We start from the raw sequence: 22,341 nt of genomic DNA on the forward strand, positions 1-22,341 counted from the left end.
AACAAGAAATGATGAAAGTAAAAGTTATCCTTTCCGCAGTAGCCTTGCTTTGCGTAGGATTTGCAGCTCAGGCTCAAGATGTAAAGATTGGTTACACCAATGTTGAATTTATCATGGATTTGATGCCAGAAATGGAGCAAATAGCTGCTGACATTAAAGATTATGAAACTCAGCTTCAAACCACTATGCAATTAAAAGGCGAAGATTTTCAACGTCAGGTTCAGACTTATCAGCAAGCCATGACCACTATGACTGAAGAAGCTAGAGCGGCAAAGGAGAAGGAATTAACTGACCTGCAAACAACTTTGCAAAAAATGGAATCTGACTCTCAGATCAGTTACCAGAGAAAATTAGGTGAGCTTCTTTCACCTGTTCAGACTAAAGTGATCAATGCAATCAATGCAGTTGCAGCTGAGAACAACTATACGCATATCTTTGCTGAGTCAGCAGGACAAGCCCCTATCCTTCTTTACACTAAAGAGGAAGATAAATTCACTGAATTGGTTTTGACCAAGTTGGGTCTTGAGATGCCAGCTGCTCCGGCCGCTCCAGCTACGAATTAATTAACCACGAATAAATTTTGAAGCCGCTAATTCGATTTGAGTTAGCGGCTTTTTTTGTGGAAATACTCTTTAAACCACAGAACGCGGAGGTTTAAACAGAGGTGCACAGAGAGATTGGAGTTAAGGGTTGAAGGTAAATGGTTAATTGTTAAAGGTTAATAAACACAGAGATAAACGGAGGAAGTGGGAGATGCATGGAGAAAAGAGAGGCGAAGAATTAAAGGTTAAACGCTAAAGGTTAAAGGTTTCGTAGTTGTCACAGTGGATTTTAACGATTAACAAATTAACTTTTAACGGAAAGAGAAGAGTCATGCCCAAGCGTAATCCAAAAGATGTAATCAGTAAAAGCCAAGAGGCCATCTTGGTGGATTTCTATGCAGATTGGTGCGGACCATGCCATACCATGGATCCAATTATCGATGAAACGCTAAACGAGCTGGGAGGGAAAATAAAGCTGCTGAAAATCAATATTGATAAAAGCCCTCAACTAGCTCAGCAATTTGCCGTACGCTCTATCCCAAATTATATTCTTTTTAAAAAAGGTAAAATCCTCTGGAGAAAAGGAGGCTTGATTACCAAGCGGGATTTACTTCAGGCATTGAAAGGGTTTGTTTAAAAATCATAGAAGGATAAAGGATTTGTTAAAGTCAACATTTGAACAAATAGCACTTATCCCATTAGTTTTTTTCTTTCCTTTCTTCTCTTACATTTGGAAGGCAAAAGCAACCTGTCTATCATTTTCTGTCGATACAACTCAATTGGATGATGCAGGTATAAAGTTGAGATCCCAATACAATCTAATCCACATTACTGGTTTATTCGTCAAATAAAGCTTCATAGTCCTTTGGCATCTCAGTTAGGAGTTTGATTTGTATGTCTTTGTAAAAGACTTCTGCGGCTTCACTCTGCAATTGGATTTTTCCTTCAATCAGAGGAACCTGATCTCCATCCTCGTTTTTATAGCGGGAGTTTTCCAATACCATGGCCACCTTTCCATTCACGATATGAAGACTCTTTCCTTCAAAAGTTATAAGTTCGAGCGTAGTCCATCCTCCATCGGGAGTTTCAAAGTTGGAAGACCTAAGGCAGAAGACATCTCCACCACTTTGGAATGGGCGAAAAGGTTGAGTTATATCGGCTACAGGGCTCATTTTATCTCCTTCTGCTGGAAAAGAACGGATATCAATGCCCGAAGTGGCCTGACACCAGAAGTCACCCATGTGCCCTTCCATCACCTGAAATTCCTGGGAAAGCATCCAAGATCTCCAGTATTCTACGCCTGCTTCACCGATGGAATGATATAGAATACCTGAGTCCCTAAGCAAATCTTTTCGCGGTTCATATTTTTCAGTACCCCACTTAACTTGGAGTTTTAAGTGATAGTTCTTATATGACTTTCGGGTATAAATGCTTCCATAAATTTCTCCGCTCACCCGTAGAACCGGACCTTCTGGCTCTTCCAGAATTGTAAATACACCAAATTCATCTTTATTATAGCCAATAGGCGGGATATCCACACCGTTAGCATTTTTTGGTACTTTTCCATTATATCCAAGCTTGTGCCTGTAGCTAAGGTAATTTTCCCACTTTGTCAGTTCTGAATCTAAAAGTGACTCCCAATCGTCATTTATCTCCTTTGATGGTTGGACTGCAACAGTTAAAAAAGCTATTAGGGTAATTACAAAGAATTTCATACAGTCGTGTTTTATATTTCAATACTGTAAAATTAGACTCCGAGCTATCGAATTGAATTGTAAAAATCCATTATAAATAAGTACATTTCTAGAGAATTAATATCTGATTATCCGCGATTATGCCAGTTGCCTTAGTTTCTTCGCTTTGTCCGGCCGAAAGACCCGCCACAGCGAGGCAAGCCGAAGACGGGTGACCGAAGTGGCCTCAATTCTAGAGTTTACCATTCCCAGATGGTGCTTTTAAATCCCTGCTGGCAGAAAAGCAGATATACATAATTATTATTAAATGAAACGCTATTTATTACATACTCCATTTAACATTTACCATTTTGAAGCCAGTGAATGGCAGCATCCGCTCCACAATCACACATACTTTGAAGTTATTTTTATTCTTCAGGGGAGTGGAATCCATAACATCAACGGTAACTTCTTTGACTATGGACATGGGGATGTTTTTCTTCTAGGTCCAGAGGATTTTCATTCCTTTGATATCCGGGAATTAACCGAGTTTTGCTTTATTCGATTTAATGAACCTTTCAGTAGAGTACTTTCGGAAAGCGATGAATCCAAGTGGAAACCCATCATAGAAACTTTGCTTCATATCCCTTTGCAAAGCCGCGGGTCATTAGTAAAGGAAAAGCAAGATAAAACCAAGCTGCTAAACCTGCTTTCTGTCCTTGAATGTGAATATGAAAATAATCAATCCCCATATTATGAAATAGTTCGTGACAGCCTGATGCGCAGTATTTTGATTATCCTTGCTAGAAAACTAAGACAGTCCGACGAAGCTGGTCAGGTTACGTCCTATTCTGATTCGGTTGAGTCTATCCTATTGTATGTGAAGAAAAACATTTATTTCCCTTCACGACTAAGCATCGAAGAGTTGGCAGAGAAGTTTAATATGGCTCCAAATTACATCAGCATTTTTTTCAAGAAACAAGTCGGCGAATCGATCAAACAGTACATTACAAATTATAAATTCGGACTTATTGAAGCCAGACTTACCTATAGCAAACTTACCCTATCAGAAATTGCCCATGAGTTTAGTTTTACGGATGAAAGCCATTTTTGCAGGCAGTTCAAAAAATATTGTGGAGTTACTCCTTCGGAGTTTAGAAAGAGAAGTTAAGGCCTTTTCTTATCCCTATTGACATTTTATTACTCACCATGAAGGGGTAAAACTTTGAATAGCCATGGGTAGAACCCATGGTAAAAAAGATAAAAGGCCGCTTCCCTCCTGCCTGCAGATCATGTGGGAAACAGGAGCTATTGCAGAAGGATGGAAAAGAGTTCAGCGTAGGTCAATTGCCTGTAATTTCCCACTTGGCCTGAATGGATGAGGAAAAGTGTGTTTCTCTGATACTTTTGAAGAGCAAAAGTATCCAAAACTCTTTGCCCGAGTCTATGCTTCAAATCTACTAGTGGATCGGGGGAATCGAAGCGTTTGCAGACCGATTTGATTTTTGAGACTTGTCTGCGCCTAAAAAACCACATATTCTCAAGGGCATCTTCCTTCACACTAAGCCATGTGCTAAATTGTAGTGTCTTGTTTAGAGAGTAGAAACGGAAGGTCACTTAGCAACGTTCATCGGTTCGTTCAGCTTATGGCGAAGCTAGTAAAGTGAGTTCTCTGCGTAAAACTCTGTAACCACCGTGGTTAAATAAAAAAAACTCCCAAATTGGGAGCTTTTAATACTATATAAAGAACTTCAAGCGAATCACTTCCTGCTCTGAAAGGAATCGATAATGTCCTCGCTTCAAATCTTTTTTGTCCAATCCTGCATAGACCACACGATCAAGTGAAGTCACATCATACCCCAAATGGGCGAAGATTCTACGCACTATTCTGTTTCTTCCTATGTGAATCTCCAGACCAAGGATAGTGCGATCCAAAGACAATACCTGCATGTCATCTACATCCGCTTTTCCATCTTCCAACGTCAAGCCTTCAATAATATCTTCTTCGTCTTTCTTGGTCAATGGCTTATCTAAAGTCACCTGATATATCTTCTTAATCTCATTAGAAGGATGAGAAAGTTTAGCAGCTAATTCACCATCATTGGTGAACAACAGAAGCCCTGTGGTATTTCTATCCAATCTACCAACTGGGAAAATCCGCTCCTCGCAGGCATTCCCAACAAGATTCATCACCGTTTTACGATCCATAGGATCATCAGTAGTCGTGATGAAATCTTTTGGCTTGTTCAGTAATACATAAACTGGCTTCTCAGGATTGATTTTTCTACCCTGATATACTACCCGGTCAGTTTTCTTTACTTTGCGACCTAGCTCAGTACAAATCTCTCCATTCAACGTAACCAATCCTTGGCTAATCAATGAGTCGGCTTCCCTTCTGCTGCAAATTCCAGAATTGGCGATGTATTTATTCAAGCGAATAAGATTATCTTCAGTCTCCAATTTCTTCTTCTTTTGTGGAAGGCTGTCGAAGTTATAATCCGGTCTCTCAACGTTCGTGTCCTGATCTACGAAACGCTTTTTGCCAAATCCTCTTGCCTCTTTCTTATCTGACTTATAAGTGGGTTTGCCTTCTGCAAAAACCGGTTTTTGATCCTTGCCACGTCCTTTGTAAATAAGGCCGCCTGGCTTTTCAGAAGATTGTGGTTTTCCTGATTTAGTATCTCTGTTGTAAGGCTTTGGCCCTTCAGATTCCTCTTTTTTGGGGAAAAATTGCTTCTTGCCTGCACCCAAGTCCTTCTTATCAGAGAAGTCAGAACCCTGCTCTTTCTTGCTTCCAAATGGAGTTTTAGAACCAAATTTTTTCTCCCCTAGGTTTTTAAATCCTGCCTTTTTGTTTCTAGGCTTTTTGTTGAAGTCTGAAAAATCATCTTCGCTTTTGCTAAACGGCTTCTTTCCTGAGCCAAAGTTCGAAGAGCCTGAATCTTTGGATTTATTGAACCCTTCCGATTTTCCTTTGTATCCTCCTCTTTGTCCTGAATTAGAAGAGTTGAATTCCTTTTTTCCTTCGCCGAAAAACGGCTTTTTTGAATTGTTATCTTTCATAGATTTGCAGCATCACTGCTGGATTGATTGTAAATAAAATAAGCGCTTGGTTTTCAACCGCTTAATCGGGCTGCAAAGGTACAGCCTATCTAGAGATTTATAATCATCTCCCTCAAAAATTTTCCCAGCCTATGAGTTCTGATTTTTGTAAAAATATTCAGTTGCCTTTCGGACAGACCCCTCACTAAGCAATAATCGGCTGGCAGCCTCCTCATCCAGTCCGGTTGCCTCCATAATCATGTAGATGCCTCGTTGCACCAACTTAGTATTAGAAAGCTGCATATCCACCATTTTATTGCCTTTCACCCGTCCAAGCTTGATCATCACAGTTGTTGAGATCATATTGAGAATAAGCTTCTGCGCTGTGCCAGATTTCATCCTCGTGCTTCCAGTGATGAATTCTGGCCCTACCACTGCTTCTATTGGGTGATCCACTTCCTTAGAAAGTGGAGAGCCTGGATTGCAGGTAATGCTTCCCGTCAAAAGGCCGTTTGCTCGTGCTGCTTTCACACCGCCAATGACATAAGGAGTAGTCCCAGATGCAGCTATTCCTATTACTGAATCATTTTCATTGAAACCATACTCCAAAATATCATTCCAAGCTTGATCAGAATCATCTTCGGCATTTTCTACTGATTTTCTGATGGCTCTATCTCCTCCCGCGATAATTCCTAGCACCATATCAAAAGGGACCCCATAGGTCGGTGGGCATTCAGAAGCATCCAAAACACCAAGGCGGCCACTGGTACCTGCTCCGATATAAATCAATCGCCCACCTTGCTGTATCCTAGGCACGACGTGATCTATCAATTCACTGATGTTAGGAATTACTTGCTCTACAGCCAGCGGAACTCTCTTGTCCTCCTTATTGATATTATGGAGCAAATCCAACAAATCCATTTGCTCCAAATTGTCATAATGGGAGGTGCTTTCAGTTACTTTCATGTGATTATAATTGTTTTTTAAAGGTCACATGGAATCTCGCAAGGTAAATAATCATCCCTCTGTGTGTCGCCTACGACATGCTCGATTTCATGAGTTTATTGTTAGTTTTTTAATGGTCAGATAGCCTGTCTCACATGGTTGATAATCATACCTCCGTGTGAAGAATGCATGATGCTCGATTTCTTCTGTTCTTTTGGCTTGGCCCAAAAGAACCCTGCCTACCGGACAGGCAGGCAAAAAGCCAAGTCTCAGCAAAGCTTCTGCCGCACACACCAGCCGCCCGGCCCGCTGCTGCGACAGCCCAACGCGCCCTAACAACAAGCAAATGTGCTGATGCGGTGGATGCTGGGAAATAATCATCCCACTGCGTGACCCTATAATGCTTGATTTCATAGGGTCTCTTGGTGGTAAAGTGTCAAGCCTGCAATCGGACTTTCAATTATTAAGTTTACCTTAATTTGCACATCTGAGGCAGCTTTGCGAAGAATGTCGCTGTTGTAATAGGCGATAGAACCCACAAAATTCACACGCTTCTCAGTATAATCCCTATACTTCATCACATGCTGTTTGAAAAACTCCTGGAAGGAATTGTAGTAAAGCATATAGCAGTATGGATTGGATTTATGTTCAGTGATAAATCTACAAAAACTCGCCATATATCGATTAGGAAAAGGCTTCTGATATACGTGCTCCTGAATAACTGTATTAGTTAGATGAAAGTTATCGATCAGTTCTTGTTTGATCTCGTCAGGCATTTCATCATTGATAAAATCTTTCAAAAGCTTTCTGCCAACATAACCTCCACCACCTTCATCTCCGAAAATATAACCTGGTGCTGGGCGCCTATCCACTATTTGCTTGCCATCATAATCACAACTATTCGATCCCGTTCCCAAGATACAGGCAATTCCGGCTTGATGACCACATGTTGACCTTGCGGCTGCAATAAGGTCATGATCCACTGTGATTTTAGTCTTTGGGAAAACAGTTTTCAATGCAGTCGAAACTTCATTCTTGCGATCTGGAGTTGAGCAACCTGCCCCATAGAAAAATATTTCATCAATTTCACTCGCCAAATTAATCAGGAAATCACTCTGCATTTGTATAGCCATCTCCTCGGAGGTTTGATAATATGGATTAAACCCAATACCTCGGTGTTGGCTAATTTTACGATCGGAATGAATTACTCTCCAGTCCGTCTTGCTGGATCCACTGTCTGCGATTAAAATCATCTATGCTAATTGGCCAATGGCCTGAAATTTTTCAAATACTTTTTCCGTATGCGGAGCATCAGGTAGCTCTTCTGTCAAATCCTGCCCAGCCCAGTGCTCATAATGCATGCCTTTATTCCAAAGTCTTGAGCTTGTCACATCGTATATTACACCTTGATAGGCTATCCATATTTCAGGTTTATCCTGTCCATTTCGCAATGCAAGCTGTTGCTTAGTATATATCTTCATTAAAGAAGCTTGATTTGAGCATTAACCCAACGCTCAGGAATCTCTCCTTTTTGAGCCATCTGATAGTCCGCGTAGCTGCACGGAACTGTGCTTACTCTATCATACTTCTCAGTTTCATTATGTGGGATTTCCATCCACCATTTGCCACTTCTCTTACTTTTATAGAAAACAAGCGTATTTGGTTTGGTGTCCAATGAAACGGTGTACTTGGTGTAATCACTGCTTTTGAAGGAAAGACTGTCTTTACGGGAATAAAATCCTTCTAAGAAATACCAAATCATCACTGAAACTACCTTCGCAGTCTTATTTGCGGCATCGTCATAATATGGCTCATAGCCATAAATTCCGATAGAACTGAGTTTTTCATTCGTTCCGGCAAACCAGCAAATCTGGCAAGCTTCTTCCGCCGTCAACCCGAAAGGCTCAGCATTCACTGCTCCTGGAGCATCCGCAGACTGAATTGCGCATAAGTCAAAGCTCAGCAAATCTGCATTTCTAATCAATGGCTCAACTTCTTTAAACTCGCTCCTCAATTCTCCCAAACGTACATGCTCAAAATAAAGCTTCTCCACCACATTGATTAAGGATGGATCCACTAGAAAACTCTGATAAGCTAAATGTGCTGAGGAAAAGAGGAAATTAGGCTGATGAAGAATAATTTCCTGCGTATGCTGATCAGAAAGCGGTCCATCTTCTTCCATATCCAGTTTCGCATCTACGGTCAACAGACTAACTAGCTTCTTCATTTTCTGGTAAGACAAGTATTGCCCATAATCCAGATCGTGGGACCCTCCAAAATAGATAGGAAGAATCTGATGCTTCATCAGGAAGTCACCCACTTCCTGCATTCTTTGGTAGGTATCACTTAATTTATCTCCAGAAATCAAATCTCCCAAATCCGCTACTCTATAGGCACCAAACCCCTTTTTAAGATCATAAAGCTTCTCGCGAATTTCGCTACTTCCCCTATCTGCACTCTCAATTTTACCGAGGCCCCGGTTTTCCTTGATTCCGACCAAGGCAATTTGCACTCCTTTTAGATCGGGAAATTCCTCTCCGAAAAAGTGAATTTGCTTGAAGAATGAATTGTTTGGGTATTTTTTCTGCCAAAGGTACTCGGCTATAGGATCAAAGTAGGATTGGATATTCATAAGGGGTGATAGTCTTACGTAAAAATAATCAAAAAAGGGTTTAAACCCGAAATTTGCGTCAGACTTCCTATTGCGATCCAATTCCGATAACTATCGGGACGGGACAGGCTATAACAGATTCCAATGCAGAATTCGGGTTAAACAAAAAATCCCGCCTGAGCGGGATCTTTTTTTTTTATTAACCTCCGAAGTCATCAAATCGGATGTTTTCCTGAGGAATTCCCAGATCATCAAGCAACTTCAATACTGCTGAGTTCATCAAAGGAGGGCCACATAGGTAATATTCTACCTCATCTGGCTCAGGGTGATTTTTCAAATAATTATCGTACAATACTTGGTGAATGAATCCAACGTATCCGTCACCTTCATCGTCTGGAGATTTTTGGATTTTCCAGTTATCTTCAGGAAGAGGCTCGGAAAGACCGATATTGAACTTAAAGTTCGGGAATTCTTTCTCTATATCTCTGAATTGAGGCACGTAGAAAAGCTCCTTTTTAGATCTACCACCATACCAGTAAGAAACTTTTCTGCTAGTTTTCTCTGTGTGGAAAAGGTGAAAAATCTGTGCTCTCAATGGCGCCATACCTGCACCACCACCGATGTAAACCATCTCGCGCTGGGTAGGATTGATGTGGAATTCACCGTAAGGACCTGAAATAGTTACTTTATCACCAGGAACTCTAGAGAATACATACGAAGAACAAACACCAGGATTCACATCCATCCATTTGTTATTGGCTCTATCCCATGGCGGTGTAGCAATACGGATCGTGAGCATTACTATGTTACCTTCTGCTGGGTGATTGGCCATGGAGTAAGCTCTGAATAGCTCCTCGTCATTCTTCATAGTCAAGTCCCAAAGACCAAACTTATCCCAGTCACTTTGATACACGTCATCTGGGTGACCTAGATCAGGATGTGGTGTGATATCCATTCCTTTGAAGTTCACTGTGATTACAGGAACGTCAATTTGGATGTATCCACCAGCTTCAAAATCAAGAGTTTCCCCTTCAGGCAGTTTAACCTTGAATTCTTTGATGAACGTTGAAACGTTATAGTTAGAGATAACTTCACACTCCCACTTCTTGATACCGAAAATCTCTTCAGGTACCCGGATCTTCATGTCATTTTTCACTTTCACCTGACATGCTAGACGGACGTTACTTTGTTGCTCTGCTCTACTTAGATGGCCTACTTCGGTAGGAAGAACTTCTCCTCCACCTTCTTCGACCACGCATTTACACATAGCGCAAGTTCCGCCACCACCACACGCTGATGGAAGGAAGATTTTTTGCCCGCCAAGTGTAGAAAGCAGGGTTGTTCCCGCTGCTGTTACAATTGGAGAACTTTCGTCGCCATTGATAATAATGTTGACGTCTCCAGAATTGACTAGTTTAGACTGCGCAAAAAGGAGAATAAATACCAGTAGCAGTATAATTACTGTAAAAGCTACGATGGATGTAATAATTACTGAACCCATGAAATTTTGGTTTAATTTTTCTTATGGATTGGCCCAATACGGGAGCACAAATATATTTATTAATCACTAAAAGAGACCAAATCATTGTTCAAATTTGAACCGAATAATCAAAACCTTTTAGTAGTAACTCGATTAATTATTTAAAAGGTTTAGTAAGGTGGTCAACCGGCCCTTTAACTGACGACGATCAACGATGAAATCGAGGAATCCATGCTCCAATACAAATTCAGAACTTTGGAATCCTTTAGGCAAATCCTTACCAATGGTCTCACGAATTACTCTTGGACCAGCAAAACCAATCAATGCTTCTGGTTCTGCAATATTGAAATCCCCCAACATCGCGTATGATGCCGTAACTCCACCAGTAGTAGGATCGGTAAGCATCGATATGTAAGGAACCCCTGCTTGATCTAACAACGCAAGCTTAGCAGATGTTTTAGCCATTTGCATTAAAGAAAATCCAGCCTCCATCATTCGAGCTCCTCCAGATTTAGAAATCATCAGGAATGGAATTTTATTTTTTAGGGAGTGATCAATAGCTCTGGCGATTTTCTCACCTACTACTGAACCCATGGATCCCCCGATAAAATTAAAGTCCATACAAGCTATGACGATATCCAATCCGTTCATTTTTCCTACAGCAGATCTCACAGCGTCGTTTAACTCTGTTTTCTGGATTGTGGCTTCTATACGGGAAACATAAGGTTTGGTGTCAGTGAATTTCAAAGGATCACCAGATTTCATATTGGCATCCAGCTCTTTGAATTTGTTGTTGTCAAAAAGAATTTCGAAATATTCCTTCGAACCGATTTTCACATGAAAATCATCATCCGGGCAGACGTAAGCATTATTCTTGAGCTCTCGAGTATGGATGATATTTCCATTTGGAGTCTTAAACCAAAGGCCATCGGGTGCATCTTTCTTCTCAGCTGTAGATGTTTTGATGCCTTTGTCAGTTCTTTTAAACCAAGCCATATTGAGTTTTTAGATTGTTTTTTTGACGAGTCAAAGGTTACAAATTTAGTCGTTATATCCATTAAATAAAACCTCTTCAGAAATAGGCCCCGAAATCAATTCTGTAAAAGAAAACTAGCCAATGGGCAAAATCGCTTTTTAAGCGATGATTATTTAGCTTATTTTGAGTTCTATAAATAAGGATACAATAATTACTTAAGAATCATCTAATACCCAAATTTCCACTCATGAACCTCGCCGTTCTACTTCTTATTTCAGCAGTCATCTTATTCATCGCTTATAAAGTTTACGGTAAAATTGTATACCGAAAATTTGGCTTAAATGATAAAAATCCGGCACCATCACATACGCATAGAGATGGAATTGATTATGAGCCAAGTAAACCTATCGTAGTTCTAGGGCATCATTTCGCATCTATTGCAGGGGCTGGGCCGATAGTCGGGCCGATCATCGCCGTTACTTTCGGCTGGATTCCCGCAGTTATCTGGATTTTGGTGGGCGGGATATTTTTTGGAGCAGTACATGACCTAGGTAGTATGGCTACTTCTCTCAAAACTGACGGAAAATCAATCGGAGTAATTATACGAAATCAAATCGGGATGAAGGGAAAGCAGCTATTTGTCATCTTTAGCCTCTCCACGCTTATCCTTGTTATTGGTGTGTTTGCAGATATTATTGCCAAAACATTTGTCACAAATCCCGGTGTAGCGTCTGCATCCATTCTTTTTATTCTGCTGGCAATTGCATTTGGGATCGTGAATAAACTAGTGGGTAATAAAAAGACTGCATTCATAATCATCTCAGTAATTGGAGTGGTCTTGATGTACTTTTTTGTGTATTTAGGCATGAAGATGCCTTTTGTGCTTGATTATAAAATATGGGTTTTGGCACTTTTGGCTTATGCATTTCTTGCTTCAGTAACCCCGGTAAGCATGTTGCTTCAGCCTAGGGATTATCTTAATAGTTTTTTGCTTTACGGATTGATTATAGCGGCTGTCCTAGGTGTTTTAATTGCCAATCCAGAAATCCAGATGAGCAATGAAATCCATGTTTCCGATGAAAACTTGGGTTTTATTTTCCCAGTCTTATTTGTGACCATCGCCTGTGGAGCCATCAGTGGGTTTCACTCCCTCGTTGCGTCTGGCACTACTTCCAAACAATTGAATAAGGAATCAGATGCCAAATTGGTAGGGTTTGGGGGAATGCTGATTGAATCATTTCTAGCCATTATATCTGTAGGAGCAGTAGTCATTTTGTCTAGATCAGAATACATATCCCGTCTTTCAGGCGAAGGTCCGGTTGCTCTTTTCTCTACAGGTCTGGGAGGAATGATCGCCACGCTGGGGATTTCAGAAGAATTTGCTGTAGGCTTTGTAGCCTTGACGGTTTCAGCTTTTGCACTTACTACCTTGGACACTTGTACAAGATTGGCCAGATTTACTTTGCAAGAATATTTTGACGATGTACCTCAGGCGGCAGGTCAGTATTTGGCTAAAAATCGATATGTGTCCACAGGAATTGTGGTTGTTTTCTCTATTCTTCTGCTACTCTCTGGGGAATTCACGACACTCTGGCCAATTTTCGGTTCAGCTAATCAACTACTGGCAGCTCTTGCATTATTAACCATCGCAGTGTGGCTAATCAAGAAAAATATTAATGCACTCTTCGTGACCATTCCTATGTTTTTCATGTTCACCGTGACCCTTTCTTCATTGGGTTTGTTTGCCTGGAAAAACTTCCAAGATGAAGTCTATGTGCTTTCCATTATTGCAGCTCTGCTATTTATTTTAGCGATCTCCTTAATGATTTTGGCTTCGAAAAGCCTGAAAAAAGAAGTCAAAGAACCCGCAAAGGTTCTTTGACTTTTGAAAATCACTGGGCCTGGAATACCTCTTCCACTTTTATAGGACTTCTCAGAGAAAAGTGCAAAACTAATAAACAATGCCTTTCCTATATTCGAGCAGTCCGGTTATACCGGGGAGATGCTCTTTTAGTTTGATATAAGGCATGTTTAGCTTAGTTATATTTTTCTGTATTAGGCCTGAAAGTCCTCCAGCTATGCCAGAATTCTTGGTAAGCTTTGAGGCGTTTCAGATCTGATTGGTTTGGATCAGGAGATTTCCCGATAAAGGAATAAGCAACAGAATCCAGATAAAGTGTATCTCCTGTCCAGATGTGTGACCTTGTTGAGGACGGAATCTCGTAAACTGCAAAACTCTGGGTATCCTTGTTTAAAAGGAGCACAATGTCCTTTTCACCGACGTGATCACGGATAGATTCAGTCTCTTTGAGTGTGTTCCAGTCATAGGCTTTGGCTCTATCACCAACTTCCACTCCTATTACCCAGGATTTTTCATTCCAAGAAAAAGGATCTGTGCCTGTGAGTTTGCTTTCGCTTTTACCTTTTTCAAATTTGCCCAATGAGTCATATTTCGAAATGAAATTTGGATCCTCAGCCATAATTCCCCCTTGTGGAAAGGCTTTGAAAAAAGCTCCGGCAGTCAACTGAGTGGATTCAATTTCATCCAGTTTTTTACCTTTTAACTCACCTGTAATTGCTTCTCCTGTGGCTTGTTGCCACCAACTTCCTGTCTCCGAATCTTCAAACATAGCATTGAAATAATCCATTCCTACCAAACGGAATTCTTCGGCCTTTCCATTTACAAACGGAGAATAAACCCGTCCTGTACGACATACAGAGCAGTAGGTTACCATCACAGGATTACCTGCTAGGGTATCTCTCACCTGATGATGATAGACTATGTAGCGGATGGGGTAGGCTTTGGCTTCTTCTCCATTTTGAATGGCAATAACCAGAGTGCTGTCGTTACCTTCAAAAGAATCCCGGTTGTGAAAACTGAGCTCTTTGGGTTCTTCAAACATGGCATCAGCTGCCATTTTGAAATTGAAAATACCGATAAGCCCAACAGTGAGTAACAGACAAAGGAAAGGAATCCATTTTTTTGAACCGGAAATGGCTGGTTTGAGGCCAATGACTATCAAAATCAAAGCGACAACCCAGAACGCTACTTTATTGCGATGCAGGAAGTAGGCAAAATCAATAGTATTCCATTGCTGACTGCCTGGCAAAGGCATAATGAAGTAAATTCTCAGAAATTCAAACAGCAACAAAAAACCTAAGCCACAGTAAAACAGGATTTTCATATGACAATTCGTTCAACGGAATATGATATATTGCTTACTACCCAGATGAACCCAATATTCCATCTGTAGCATGGAAAATTCATACATTTGAATTGGCTATCGGGAAAAAAGAGATAAGCCCAAATGCATTGATACAAGTGGGCTTATCCAGAATTATAGGGAATTAAATACCTCTTTTGCTTTTTTAGGAATTCTCAAAGCAACTGTGAAATTGATAAGGTAATCGGCAAATGCCGCATCACCATGAACCACATCATCTGGAGTAGAATTCTCGATATCTGTCACACTTTGCGTTCTGTTTCTAATCAATGCAATAGGCACATTAAGCGTTCCTGTCACATTTCCCAACATATAGCTGATGCCTGGCTCTACAGAAATAATATAGCCCGGTCTTCTGAAGCCCTCACTACCTCCAAAGGCATCACGTACTGGAATTCCCTCAATTCTTCCTCCAAGAGAAGCTCCCAGACCATGCACTTTTTCAAATGACTTGAACACACCAGTTCTAACCGCAAATTGATCCGGAACACTCATAATAGCTTCATTTTCACGTCTTCTGTTAGTGACAGTTCCATTGGTTTCCTTCGGATTGAACATATAAAATCCATCGTAATACCAGAAGAAAGTTCCGCCTACATTCCAAAGTCCTTGGAAGTCCACTATCAGTCCAGTGCCACCATCACCCAATTGAATAGATTGATCTACAGTCATTTCAGTAGGTGTTGCTTCGTCTCCTCTGTAGAAGGTACTTGTGGCGGCATAATCACCAGTTGGGAATTTGATTCCAAGCCCAATTGCTGTATTCCCTTTTTTGGCTTTTTCGCCAGAGAGCAGCCAGTACCCTGCACCTATTCTCATATCTCCGAATCCTTTGGAATAAGTAGTATGTCTATCAGTTCGATTATGTTCATACAGGGAGCTGCGCTCGTTATATTGAAAAGGAAGAGATACGATCCCGTAAAGCCTTTCGGAAAAAGCATAACTGATATTGATGTCTAGCCCATGTTGATAGTTGATCACTTCGGTTCCATCCTCGATGCGGTTGGGTTCTTCGTGGGTACCTCTGAAGTGCCTGAATGATTTGAAATAGCGGTAGTTGGCACTGACGTTCCATTCACCCTTATTGAGGATATTTCCCTGACCCACTGCATTGCCGAGCCCAGAGAATTGCCGGATGGCAACACATCCCTGAGCGTATGAATTTAAATAAGCTAAAGACAATGCGATAGCCAATACTATTATTTTGGTATAATTTTTCATCTGTTTATATTTTTAGTTTCAATGCTCGATTTCATGAGTTTGTTGTTAAATAATCAATTATCTGCGCCGTCAGTTTTGGCGACATCAATTGTGTATTGTGCTACATTTCTGCCCTGAGTAGTGCCTACTGTAGCATCAAAAGTCCAGTGAATACCTCCGTAAACCCTAGATATTGCGGCTTCTTCCGCCCACTCTTGGAACATATTTCCCTCCTGAGGAAATAGATAGGTCAATACTTCAGCAGCTGCAGCGGAAAATACAGAATGGCCAGAGGTATAGCTTGGGAAATTCGGTGTACCCGCAATAGTCTCAAAACCCTTGATCAACTGGATAGGCCTAGGATAATAGTAATAGTACTTGGCATCCCAGCAGCTGATTCCTCCGTCCATGATCGCCATATTCATATAGGCAAAGGCCCGGGCGGTACGGATAGAGTTAAGCTTGTATTTAAGGATATATTCACCCGCTATGTCATTCCAATGCCCGGGAGGCGTATAAGTATTGAGGCCATCTTGCCAGAAATTGGCTATCCTCCTACGCTCTTGTGTGACATTATCAGCATAATCCTGCAACATCTTTACGTCCTTCTCAAAAGCTTCAGATCCAGGAGCCGGTGGAACCTCAGGCCTGGTATCTTCTACATTTTGGATGCTCCACATTTTCACTTTACCAAATAAAGGTGTCAATCCAACTGGACGAGCAGGACTTTCCAAGTTTTCCCATTGCCAGCCAAATCTCTCAAATGCTGCTGCTCTAAGGGAATCGGAAACTGTCTTTGGTGCCTGTGCATTTTTCATTCCATCATTAGATGCTCTCGCAAGTGCGATAGTGCCGATCTCCTCTCCTATTTTCTTTCCTGCTTCCAAATCACTTGGCACATTTTCTCCCGCCAAAATCAAGCTTTCCAAATGCTGCTGCTCTAATTGCTGCAAATATTCAGCTTCTAAAGGAAACATGGCAGTCAAGATTTTCCTGGAAACTGTTGCCAAAACTGCTCCTTCCGAAGGATATGAAGGCAAATTATTGGAAACATACGCATGAGGGATATCCGCATCTACCTCGTAAGGGGCAGGTCTTTTATAAAGAAATTTGTAGTGCCATGCAGAAATCAATCCATCGTATTGTGCTACAGAAAGATATGCCAAAGCCCTGCTCGCATAGGGAGGATGTGCAAATGGGAAAGCAGGAGGACCTGCCGGATTAGCCGGATTAGGAAGCGTGTAGGATTCATCTACATTTGGTCCTGGTATCAAATTGTACTTGGCAATAAGCCCCAGTGCAACTTCGTTCCATCGAAGGACAGCATTATTGGTCCAATGATCCACATTTTCCCTTTCATCACTGGACATGGATGCAATTCTCGATTTCACCCCTTCCACTTCTGCCAAAAACTGCGTGGAATTCTCAGGGGTAGGTTCATCCACAGAAATATCACTTCCAGAGGCAATCAGAATCGGTTTCCAAGTACCAGCTTCCTGATCAATCCCTGAAAACTCATAGCTCTCAAATTCCAATTCTGTATTTAAATCCATGTTGCATCCCGTCACAGTGACCAGAGTAACAAGTACTATTATTGTTAGTTGAAGTATTTTCATGCGATCAATTTTTAGGAGAGAAAAGGCCAAATTGATAGGTAACTCCAGCACTGAATACTGACAATTCAGGTGCATTGCGGCCGTTAATTACCCTACTGTAGGATGCTACCAATCCGAGTCCTTTTGGATTATTTAAGAAATACTGCGCAAATGCCCCTATCCTGTCCATATTTACTTTATTGGTAGGCTGAGGTGCATTGTAAGCTCGAATATCATCACCGGAAGTAGAAATGGAGGAGTTGTAGCTCAATTCTGCTCTAAGGGATTTATTCATAAACCACTTACCTACCACGGCTTCATAAGTCCATGCACTTGGAACATCCATCCATGAGGTGAAATAGCTGCCATCATTGTAATAATACTCGCGTTCAGCTTCTGTGTAGCCTTTCCAGATGTAGCCCCCGTTTCCTCTCAGGTATAATCCGGAATTCCACTCATATTCCACCAAAGCGCGCCATGCTAGCTGAGGTGCTCCTATTCCCAAACTGTAAGGTTGGTAATCAGACAGGTAATTGGAAACGGGCGAAGAAAATACCACAGAACCGAATGCGGTCCACTCCCCTTTTTCACCATTTTTGCGTAAGGCTTCATACTTAAGCCCTAGAGTCAGATCCTGAATTCCAGAAGTTCCAGCAAACTTGCCACCATTTGGTGTAGTAGAATTGGTACTCACATAGGGCAGACCCACATATGCATCCAAACGCTTGGTAATTCCATAAGCTGCCATCACCATAGCAGTTTTTCGCTGCACCTTGGCAATCGTTCCGTTTTTGCGAAGGGTTTCTCCCTCCCAATAATGATCAAACTGTCCATACTCGAAATTGAGCAGGAAGCAAATATCACCCTTTGGCATCATCAACCCATCAGTAGGGGTTTGTGCCATGGATAAATAAGACAGCCCCAATCCTCCGAATAGGAGAATCAGCGTCCTGAAATAATTTTTCATGTGTTATAATTGATTTTTGAATGGCCACCCCGATTGCTCGGGGCAGGCTATGGAATCTCGCAGGTCTTCTAGACATCCCTCTGTGAGACGCTTAAGTCATGCTCGATTTCATAAAATGTCTTTTTGATTCTGTATAAGTAAGAATGTGTACTGTTCTCCCTCTTTGAAACGGGGGACAAGAGACACATTTCATCTAGCACTCATAGAATAGAAATTCCATAAGTGTAAATGCTAATAAAATAGAATCAAGAAAACTGAGGCGGGGGGGATTCTATACCTTCAGCAGGATTTATGTACTGAAAAAAAACATAGCCTATAGTGTAATCAATAGGTGCTTGTGAGTAAGCCTTGAATAAAAATGGATTTGGCTGGATATAATCTTTTACAAAAAACTTAACCGTAATACTACTGTTATGATCTTGAGGTAATTCATCCTCTGTAATCACAGAAATCCATTTCTTCACCGTGTTGTCTAAAACTCGACGCTTAGCATCAGGCAATACAATCAGCTGTAGGGTATCATTTTGATAACGTTGCTTAATTGCCCTGTAATATTTTCCATTCTTTTCGTAAGGAGTATTGGTAGTCTGGAATTCCTCTTGGTTGGCCATATATGGCATAGAAAGGGGGATTTCAATTAGCCTCTCATCTGCTTCTAATGAACTTTCACTATAAATCAAATCCTCCCACTTACTCTCCAGATGCTGGTCATAGGAGAAATAGAATGCATAGTAGCCAAAATGGTACATGACAAAACATGCTAAAAGTAATATGGAAAGGGCTTTTTTCAATTCTAGGTTTATTACAGGTCGAAAAGTATTAAAATTCAATTTGTAAAACCAACTCTTTCTTGAATTAATTGTGTATATATTTCCTCAAATACTACTAAATCAAAATCATTCTTTAAAAAACTCCCCTAACTAAAATAATATTCTGACAAGGTCAAAACACACAAAAGGATAAGAACGGCAATTCCATACGTTTTTAGGACTTTACGACGATTCATCCTATCCATAAACCAAAGTACTAATACTGGACGGATTAATCCTGCAACAAGACTGACTACGCAGAAATAGAACAGAAACCAAATGAGGATTAGCATAGCTGACATCATTTGGTAAAACTAAAAAAGGAACAGCAATGCTGTCCCTTTTCATCTATATATCTAAGCGAAAATTACTTCTTACGCTTGATCTCCTTCATTTCATAACCTTCAATTGTATCCTCGATCTCGATATTATTGAAGCCCTTAATTGAGATACCACATTCATAACCGGCTTTCACCTCAGCTACATCGTCTTTGAATCGCTTCAATTGATCGATTTCGCCCTCGTGGATTACGATGCCATCCCGGATTACGCGGATTTTATTCTTTCTGGTGATGAAACCATCTGTAACATACGAACCTGCAACAGTTCCGATCTTTGTGATTTTGAAAACTTCACGAACTTGGATATTACCAGTAATTATTTCTTCAAATGTAGGTTCTAGCATTCCCTCGATCGCATCCTTGATTTGGTTGATCGCATCGTAGATGATAGAGTAATGTCTGATTTCGATTTCTTCCTGCTCTGCCAATTTCTTAGCATTAGGAGAAGGTCTTACCTGGAATCCTAGGATAATCGCATCAGAAGCAGAAGCTAGCAATACATCAGATTCAGAGATCTGACCCACGCCTTTGTGAATAATGCTCACTTTCACTTCATCCTTAGAAAGTTTCAATAGTGAATCAGAAAGTGCTTCTACTGATCCATCCACGTCACCTTTGATGATGATATTAAGTTCTTTGAAAGAACCGATTGCCAGACGGCGACCGATCTCATCCAATGTAATATGCTTCTTAGTTCTTAAGCTTTGCTCTCTTTGGATTTGCTCTCTTGAGTTAGCAATATCTCTAGCTTCACGCTCTGTATCGTAAACCTTGATGATATCACCTGCCTGTGGAGCTCCTCCAAGACCTAGCACCTGAACGGGAGTAGATGGTCCAGCTTCTTTCAGTTTTTTGCCTTTATGATCAAACATCGCTTTCACACGACCATGATGCTGTCCGGCAAGAATAATATCTCCAATTCTCAAGGTACCTGCCTGAACCATAATGGTAGAGACATAACCACGTCCTTTATCCAAGGAAGCTTCGATGACTGTACCCGCAGCGTTTTTGTCAGGATTGGCAGTAAGCTCTAATACTTCAGATTCTAAAAGTACTTTTTCCAAGAGCTCATCTACACCTTCACCAGTCTTAGCGGAGATATCTTGAGATTGATATTTACCACCCCACTCTTCTATCAAGAGGTTCATATTTGCAAGTTCCTCTTTGATCTTGGCAGGGTTAGCATTTGGTCTATCAATTTTATTGATAGCGAAAATCATTGGTACACCAGCAACTTGTGCGTGGTTGATTGCTTCCTTAGTCTGAGGCATGATGCTATCATCAGCCGCAATTACGATAATCGCCACATCGGTGATTTTCGCACCTCGGGCTCGCATTGCTGTAAATGCTTCGTGACCAGGTGTGTCAAGGAATGCAATCTTATGACCTGTTTTGGTCATTACATCATAAGCACCGATGTGCTGAGTGATTCCTCCAGCCTCATCTGCAGTCACTTTGGCTGTACGGATGTAATCGAGCAGGGAAGTTTTACCGTGATCGACGTGTCCCATTATAGTTACAATCGGGGCTCTTTCCAGTAATTCTTCTGGAGAATCCGCTGCTTCCACTTCGATCTCATCTTCGATAGATTTGGTGAATTCTACTTCATACCCAAATTCATCTGCGATGATAGTAATGGCTTCAGCATCCAATCGCTGGTTGATAGAAACAAACATTCCCAATGACATACAAGCTGAAATAATCTGATTCACTGATAAGTCCATCAATGCAGCCAAGTCATTTGCAGAAATAAATTCTGTAACCTTTAAGATTTTAACCTCTTCCGTTTCAAAATCTACATCTCTTTCTCTTTCAGCCTTCTTGTCTCTACGACTCTTGCCTTTTCCTCCACCAGCGCTCTTACCCTGAAGACGGGCTAAAGTTTGCTTGATTTGATCTTGTATTTCCTTTTGGGTAGGTTCAGCCTTCTGAGCTCGGACAGGAGCACCACTTCTTGGTGCATTTCCACCTGGGCGATTGCCACCACCCTGATTAGGTCGCCCACTTGGGCCACCACCTGGACGATTACCTTGGCCTGGTCCTCCTGGCTTGTCAATACGCTTACGAGGTCGTTTTTTATCTCTACCTCTTTCATCAGAAGAAGCCACTGGCCCTCCTTTTTTCTTAGGTCGATCTGCCGGAAGTTCTATTTTACCTAATACCGTGAGCCCTTTAAGAGAATCTGCTTTTGCAGAAATCACTTGATCCTTAACAACTGGTGGTACAGGTGGACTCGGCTGCTGTGGGGTGGGCTTTGGCTGTTCCTTCTTCACCTGAGGTGCTAGCGGAGCAGTTGGCTTTTTATCTTCCTGAGCTGGTCTTGGCTGAGGCTTATTATGTTGCTGAGCAGGCTGAGGCCTCTTAGGGTCTCCATGCTTTTGACCGTACTTGTTTTGGCCATGCTGTTGCTTATGCCTAGGCACAGGACTAGTATTCTTGCTCAGGTCAATTTTACCCAAAACTTTTATACCCTCTAATTTTGGGGGATCGGAAGAAATTTTCTCCGGATCGGCAGGCGGAGTAGGTGCAGAAGATGGCGCTGGCTTTGGCTCCTCGGCTGCTTTTGGAGCAGGCTCGGGAGTTGGTGCAGGGGCAGGTGCAGGTGCGGCAGGCTTTGGCTCTTCCTGCGCTTTGGGCGCAGGAGTAGGAGCCGGCTTTGGCACTGGTGCTGGCTTTGGCTCCTCTTTTGGAGTTTCTGGCTCCATTGAGATAGGCTCATGGCGCTTACCTATAGAGAGGTGCGATGCCTCCTCTTTATCTAGAGCAGAAGATTTGAACTCCTTATTCAACATCTCAACTTGATTCATGTTGATTTTTGAATTCGGATTATTCTCCACCTCATAGCCCTTTTTAGCCAGGGATTCAACTATGGTTGCCGTACCCACGTTGAGTTTTCTGGCTATTTGGCCTAAACGCATCATTTTTTCTTCTGACAT

The 22,341-nt window shown here is 41.5% G+C and carries 19 protein-coding genes; 5 read left to right on the forward strand and 14 right to left on the reverse strand.

Features of this window, described 5'->3' with window-relative positions:
• The first annotated feature begins 8 nt into the window (after positions 1–8).
• Together SYJ56_RS12695 and trxA are read left to right on the forward strand one after the other, a co-directional pair.
• Complete coding sequence (locus SYJ56_RS12695; protein ID WP_323834609.1) at positions 9–563, forward strand: OmpH/Skp family outer membrane protein; 555 nt, start codon at positions 9–11, stop codon at positions 561–563.
• 310 nt (positions 564–873) lie between these two features.
• Positions 874–1,179: a thioredoxin gene (gene trxA / locus SYJ56_RS12700; RefSeq protein ID WP_323834611.1), complete on the forward strand. Its 306-nt coding sequence runs from the start codon at positions 874–876 to the stop codon at positions 1,177–1,179.
• Positions 1,180–1,378: 199 nt separating this feature from the next.
• On the opposite strand, the gene SYJ56_RS12705 is transcribed toward trxA, so the two are convergent.
• Positions 1,379–2,257, reverse strand: a complete 879-nt coding sequence (locus SYJ56_RS12705; RefSeq protein WP_323834613.1) for a 3-keto-disaccharide hydrolase — start codon at positions 2,255–2,257, stop codon at positions 1,379–1,381.
• Positions 2,258–2,543: 286 nt separating this feature from the next.
• On the opposite strand from SYJ56_RS12705, the gene SYJ56_RS12710 reads away from it, so the two are divergent.
• Both SYJ56_RS12710 and SYJ56_RS12715 read left to right on the forward strand, forming a co-directional pair.
• Complete coding sequence (locus tag SYJ56_RS12710) at positions 2,544–3,386, forward strand: AraC family transcriptional regulator (RefSeq protein ID WP_323834615.1); 843 nt, start codon at positions 2,544–2,546, stop codon at positions 3,384–3,386.
• 64 nt (positions 3,387–3,450) lie between these two features.
• Positions 3,451–3,597: a hypothetical protein gene (locus tag SYJ56_RS12715; protein ID WP_323834617.1), complete on the forward strand. Its 147-nt coding sequence runs from the start codon at positions 3,451–3,453 to the stop codon at positions 3,595–3,597.
• A 355-nt stretch (positions 3,598–3,952) separates the two neighbouring features.
• On the opposite strand, the gene SYJ56_RS12720 is transcribed toward SYJ56_RS12715, so the two are convergent.
• The 7 genes from SYJ56_RS12720 to accD form a co-directional block, all read right to left on the reverse strand.
• A complete protein-coding gene (locus tag SYJ56_RS12720) occupies positions 3,953–5,278 on the reverse strand; it encodes a pseudouridine synthase (RefSeq protein ID WP_323834619.1) in 1,326 nt (441 codons plus the stop codon).
• 129 nt (positions 5,279–5,407) lie between these two features.
• Positions 5,408–6,223 (reverse strand): N-acetylmuramic acid 6-phosphate etherase, encoded by an 816-nt coding sequence (murQ, locus tag SYJ56_RS12725; RefSeq protein ID WP_323834621.1) that lies wholly within the window; start codon positions 6,221–6,223, stop codon positions 5,408–5,410.
• A 389-nt stretch (positions 6,224–6,612) separates the two neighbouring features.
• A complete protein-coding gene (locus SYJ56_RS12730; RefSeq protein ID WP_323834623.1) occupies positions 6,613–7,455 on the reverse strand; it encodes an N-acetylglucosamine kinase in 843 nt (280 codons plus the stop codon).
• A complete protein-coding gene (locus SYJ56_RS12735; RefSeq protein WP_323834625.1) occupies positions 7,456–7,683 on the reverse strand; it encodes a cytochrome b5 domain-containing protein in 228 nt (75 codons plus the stop codon).
• Positions 7,683–8,834: a formimidoylglutamase gene (locus SYJ56_RS12740; protein WP_323834627.1), complete on the reverse strand. Its 1,152-nt coding sequence runs from the start codon at positions 8,832–8,834 to the stop codon at positions 7,683–7,685. Before SYJ56_RS12740 ends, SYJ56_RS12735 begins: the two co-directional genes overlap by 1 nt.
• Before the next feature lie 178 nt (positions 8,835–9,012).
• The gene (gene nqrF, locus SYJ56_RS12745; RefSeq protein ID WP_323834629.1) at positions 9,013–10,314 is read right to left on the reverse strand and encodes an NADH:ubiquinone reductase (Na(+)-transporting) subunit F; all 1,302 of its coding nucleotides are present in this window, start codon (positions 10,312–10,314) and stop codon (positions 9,013–9,015) included.
• A gap of 132 nt (positions 10,315–10,446) precedes the next feature.
• Positions 10,447–11,289, reverse strand: a complete 843-nt coding sequence (gene accD / locus SYJ56_RS12750; protein ID WP_323834631.1) for an acetyl-CoA carboxylase, carboxyltransferase subunit beta — start codon at positions 11,287–11,289, stop codon at positions 10,447–10,449.
• Between the two features lie 227 nt (positions 11,290–11,516).
• Here accD and SYJ56_RS12755 point away from each other — a divergent pair, with 227 nt between their 5' ends.
• Complete coding sequence (locus tag SYJ56_RS12755; RefSeq protein ID WP_323834633.1) at positions 11,517–13,151, forward strand: carbon starvation CstA family protein; 1,635 nt, start codon at positions 11,517–11,519, stop codon at positions 13,149–13,151.
• A 154-nt stretch (positions 13,152–13,305) separates the two neighbouring features.
• Here the strand turns inward: SYJ56_RS12755 and SYJ56_RS12760 are convergent, their stop codons facing one another.
• The 6 genes from SYJ56_RS12760 to infB form a co-directional block, all read right to left on the reverse strand.
• Positions 13,306–14,454: a DUF3179 domain-containing (seleno)protein gene (locus tag SYJ56_RS12760; RefSeq protein ID WP_323834635.1), complete on the reverse strand. Its 1,149-nt coding sequence runs from the start codon at positions 14,452–14,454 to the stop codon at positions 13,306–13,308.
• 153 nt (positions 14,455–14,607) lie between these two features.
• The gene (locus tag SYJ56_RS12765) at positions 14,608–15,714 is read right to left on the reverse strand and encodes a hypothetical protein (RefSeq protein ID WP_323834637.1); all 1,107 of its coding nucleotides are present in this window, start codon (positions 15,712–15,714) and stop codon (positions 14,608–14,610) included.
• Between the two features lie 53 nt (positions 15,715–15,767).
• Positions 15,768–17,309, reverse strand: coding sequence for a vanadium-dependent haloperoxidase (locus tag SYJ56_RS12770; protein WP_323834639.1), 1,542 nt, complete (start codon positions 17,307–17,309; stop codon positions 15,768–15,770).
• A 4-nt stretch (positions 17,310–17,313) separates the two neighbouring features.
• Positions 17,314–18,255 (reverse strand): transporter family protein, encoded by a 942-nt coding sequence (locus tag SYJ56_RS12775; protein WP_323834641.1) that lies wholly within the window; start codon positions 18,253–18,255, stop codon positions 17,314–17,316.
• 245 nt (positions 18,256–18,500) lie between these two features.
• The gene (locus tag SYJ56_RS12780; protein ID WP_323834643.1) at positions 18,501–19,046 is read right to left on the reverse strand and encodes a hypothetical protein; all 546 of its coding nucleotides are present in this window, start codon (positions 19,044–19,046) and stop codon (positions 18,501–18,503) included.
• A 385-nt stretch (positions 19,047–19,431) separates the two neighbouring features.
• Positions 19,432–22,341 carry a translation initiation factor IF-2 gene (infB, locus tag SYJ56_RS12785; RefSeq protein ID WP_323834644.1) on the reverse strand — a complete coding sequence of 970 codons (2,910 nt, stop codon included), beginning with the start codon at positions 22,339–22,341 and terminating at the stop codon, positions 19,432–19,434.

It is taken from the genome of Algoriphagus aurantiacus, assembly GCF_035156405.1.
GTDB lineage: Bacteria > Bacteroidota > Bacteroidia > Cytophagales > Cyclobacteriaceae > Algoriphagus > Algoriphagus aurantiacus.

Excerpts from the sequence above, each read along its gene's own strand:
- SYJ56_RS12695 (WP_323834609.1), top strand. The coding sequence starts at position 9 with ATGATGAAAGTAAAAGTTATCCTTTCCGCAGTAGCCTTGCTTTGCGTA.
- trxA (WP_323834611.1), top strand. The coding sequence starts at position 874 with ATGCCCAAGCGTAATCCAAAAGATGTAATCAGTAAAAGCCAAGAGGCC.
- SYJ56_RS12705 (WP_323834613.1), bottom strand. The coding sequence starts at position 2,257 with ATGAAATTCTTTGTAATTACCCTAATAGCTTTTTTAACTGTTGCAGTC.
- SYJ56_RS12710 (WP_323834615.1), top strand. The coding sequence starts at position 2,544 with ATGAAACGCTATTTATTACATACTCCATTTAACATTTACCATTTTGAA.
- SYJ56_RS12715 (WP_323834617.1), top strand. The coding sequence starts at position 3,451 with ATGGGTAGAACCCATGGTAAAAAAGATAAAAGGCCGCTTCCCTCCTGC.
- SYJ56_RS12720 (WP_323834619.1), bottom strand. The coding sequence starts at position 5,278 with ATGAAAGATAACAATTCAAAAAAGCCGTTTTTCGGCGAAGGAAAAAAG.
- murQ (WP_323834621.1), bottom strand. The coding sequence starts at position 6,223 with ATGAAAGTAACTGAAAGCACCTCCCATTATGACAATTTGGAGCAAATG.
- SYJ56_RS12730 (WP_323834623.1), bottom strand. The coding sequence starts at position 7,455 with ATGATTTTAATCGCAGACAGTGGATCCAGCAAGACGGACTGGAGAGTA.
- SYJ56_RS12735 (WP_323834625.1), bottom strand. The coding sequence starts at position 7,683 with ATGAAGATATATACTAAGCAACAGCTTGCATTGCGAAATGGACAGGAT.
- SYJ56_RS12740 (WP_323834627.1), bottom strand. The coding sequence starts at position 8,834 with ATGAATATCCAATCCTACTTTGATCCTATAGCCGAGTACCTTTGGCAG.
- nqrF (WP_323834629.1), bottom strand. The coding sequence starts at position 10,314 with ATGGGTTCAGTAATTATTACATCCATCGTAGCTTTTACAGTAATTATA.
- accD (WP_323834631.1), bottom strand. The coding sequence starts at position 11,289 with ATGGCTTGGTTTAAAAGAACTGACAAAGGCATCAAAACATCTACAGCT.
- SYJ56_RS12755 (WP_323834633.1), top strand. The coding sequence starts at position 11,517 with ATGAACCTCGCCGTTCTACTTCTTATTTCAGCAGTCATCTTATTCATC.
- SYJ56_RS12760 (WP_323834635.1), bottom strand. The coding sequence starts at position 14,454 with ATGAAAATCCTGTTTTACTGTGGCTTAGGTTTTTTGTTGCTGTTTGAA.
- SYJ56_RS12765 (WP_323834637.1), bottom strand. The coding sequence starts at position 15,714 with ATGAAAAATTATACCAAAATAATAGTATTGGCTATCGCATTGTCTTTA.
- SYJ56_RS12770 (WP_323834639.1), bottom strand. The coding sequence starts at position 17,309 with ATGAAAATACTTCAACTAACAATAATAGTACTTGTTACTCTGGTCACT.
- SYJ56_RS12775 (WP_323834641.1), bottom strand. The coding sequence starts at position 18,255 with ATGAAAAATTATTTCAGGACGCTGATTCTCCTATTCGGAGGATTGGGG.
- infB (WP_323834644.1), bottom strand. The coding sequence starts at position 22,341 with ATGTCAGAAGAAAAAATGATGCGTTTAGGCCAAATAGCCAGAAAACTC.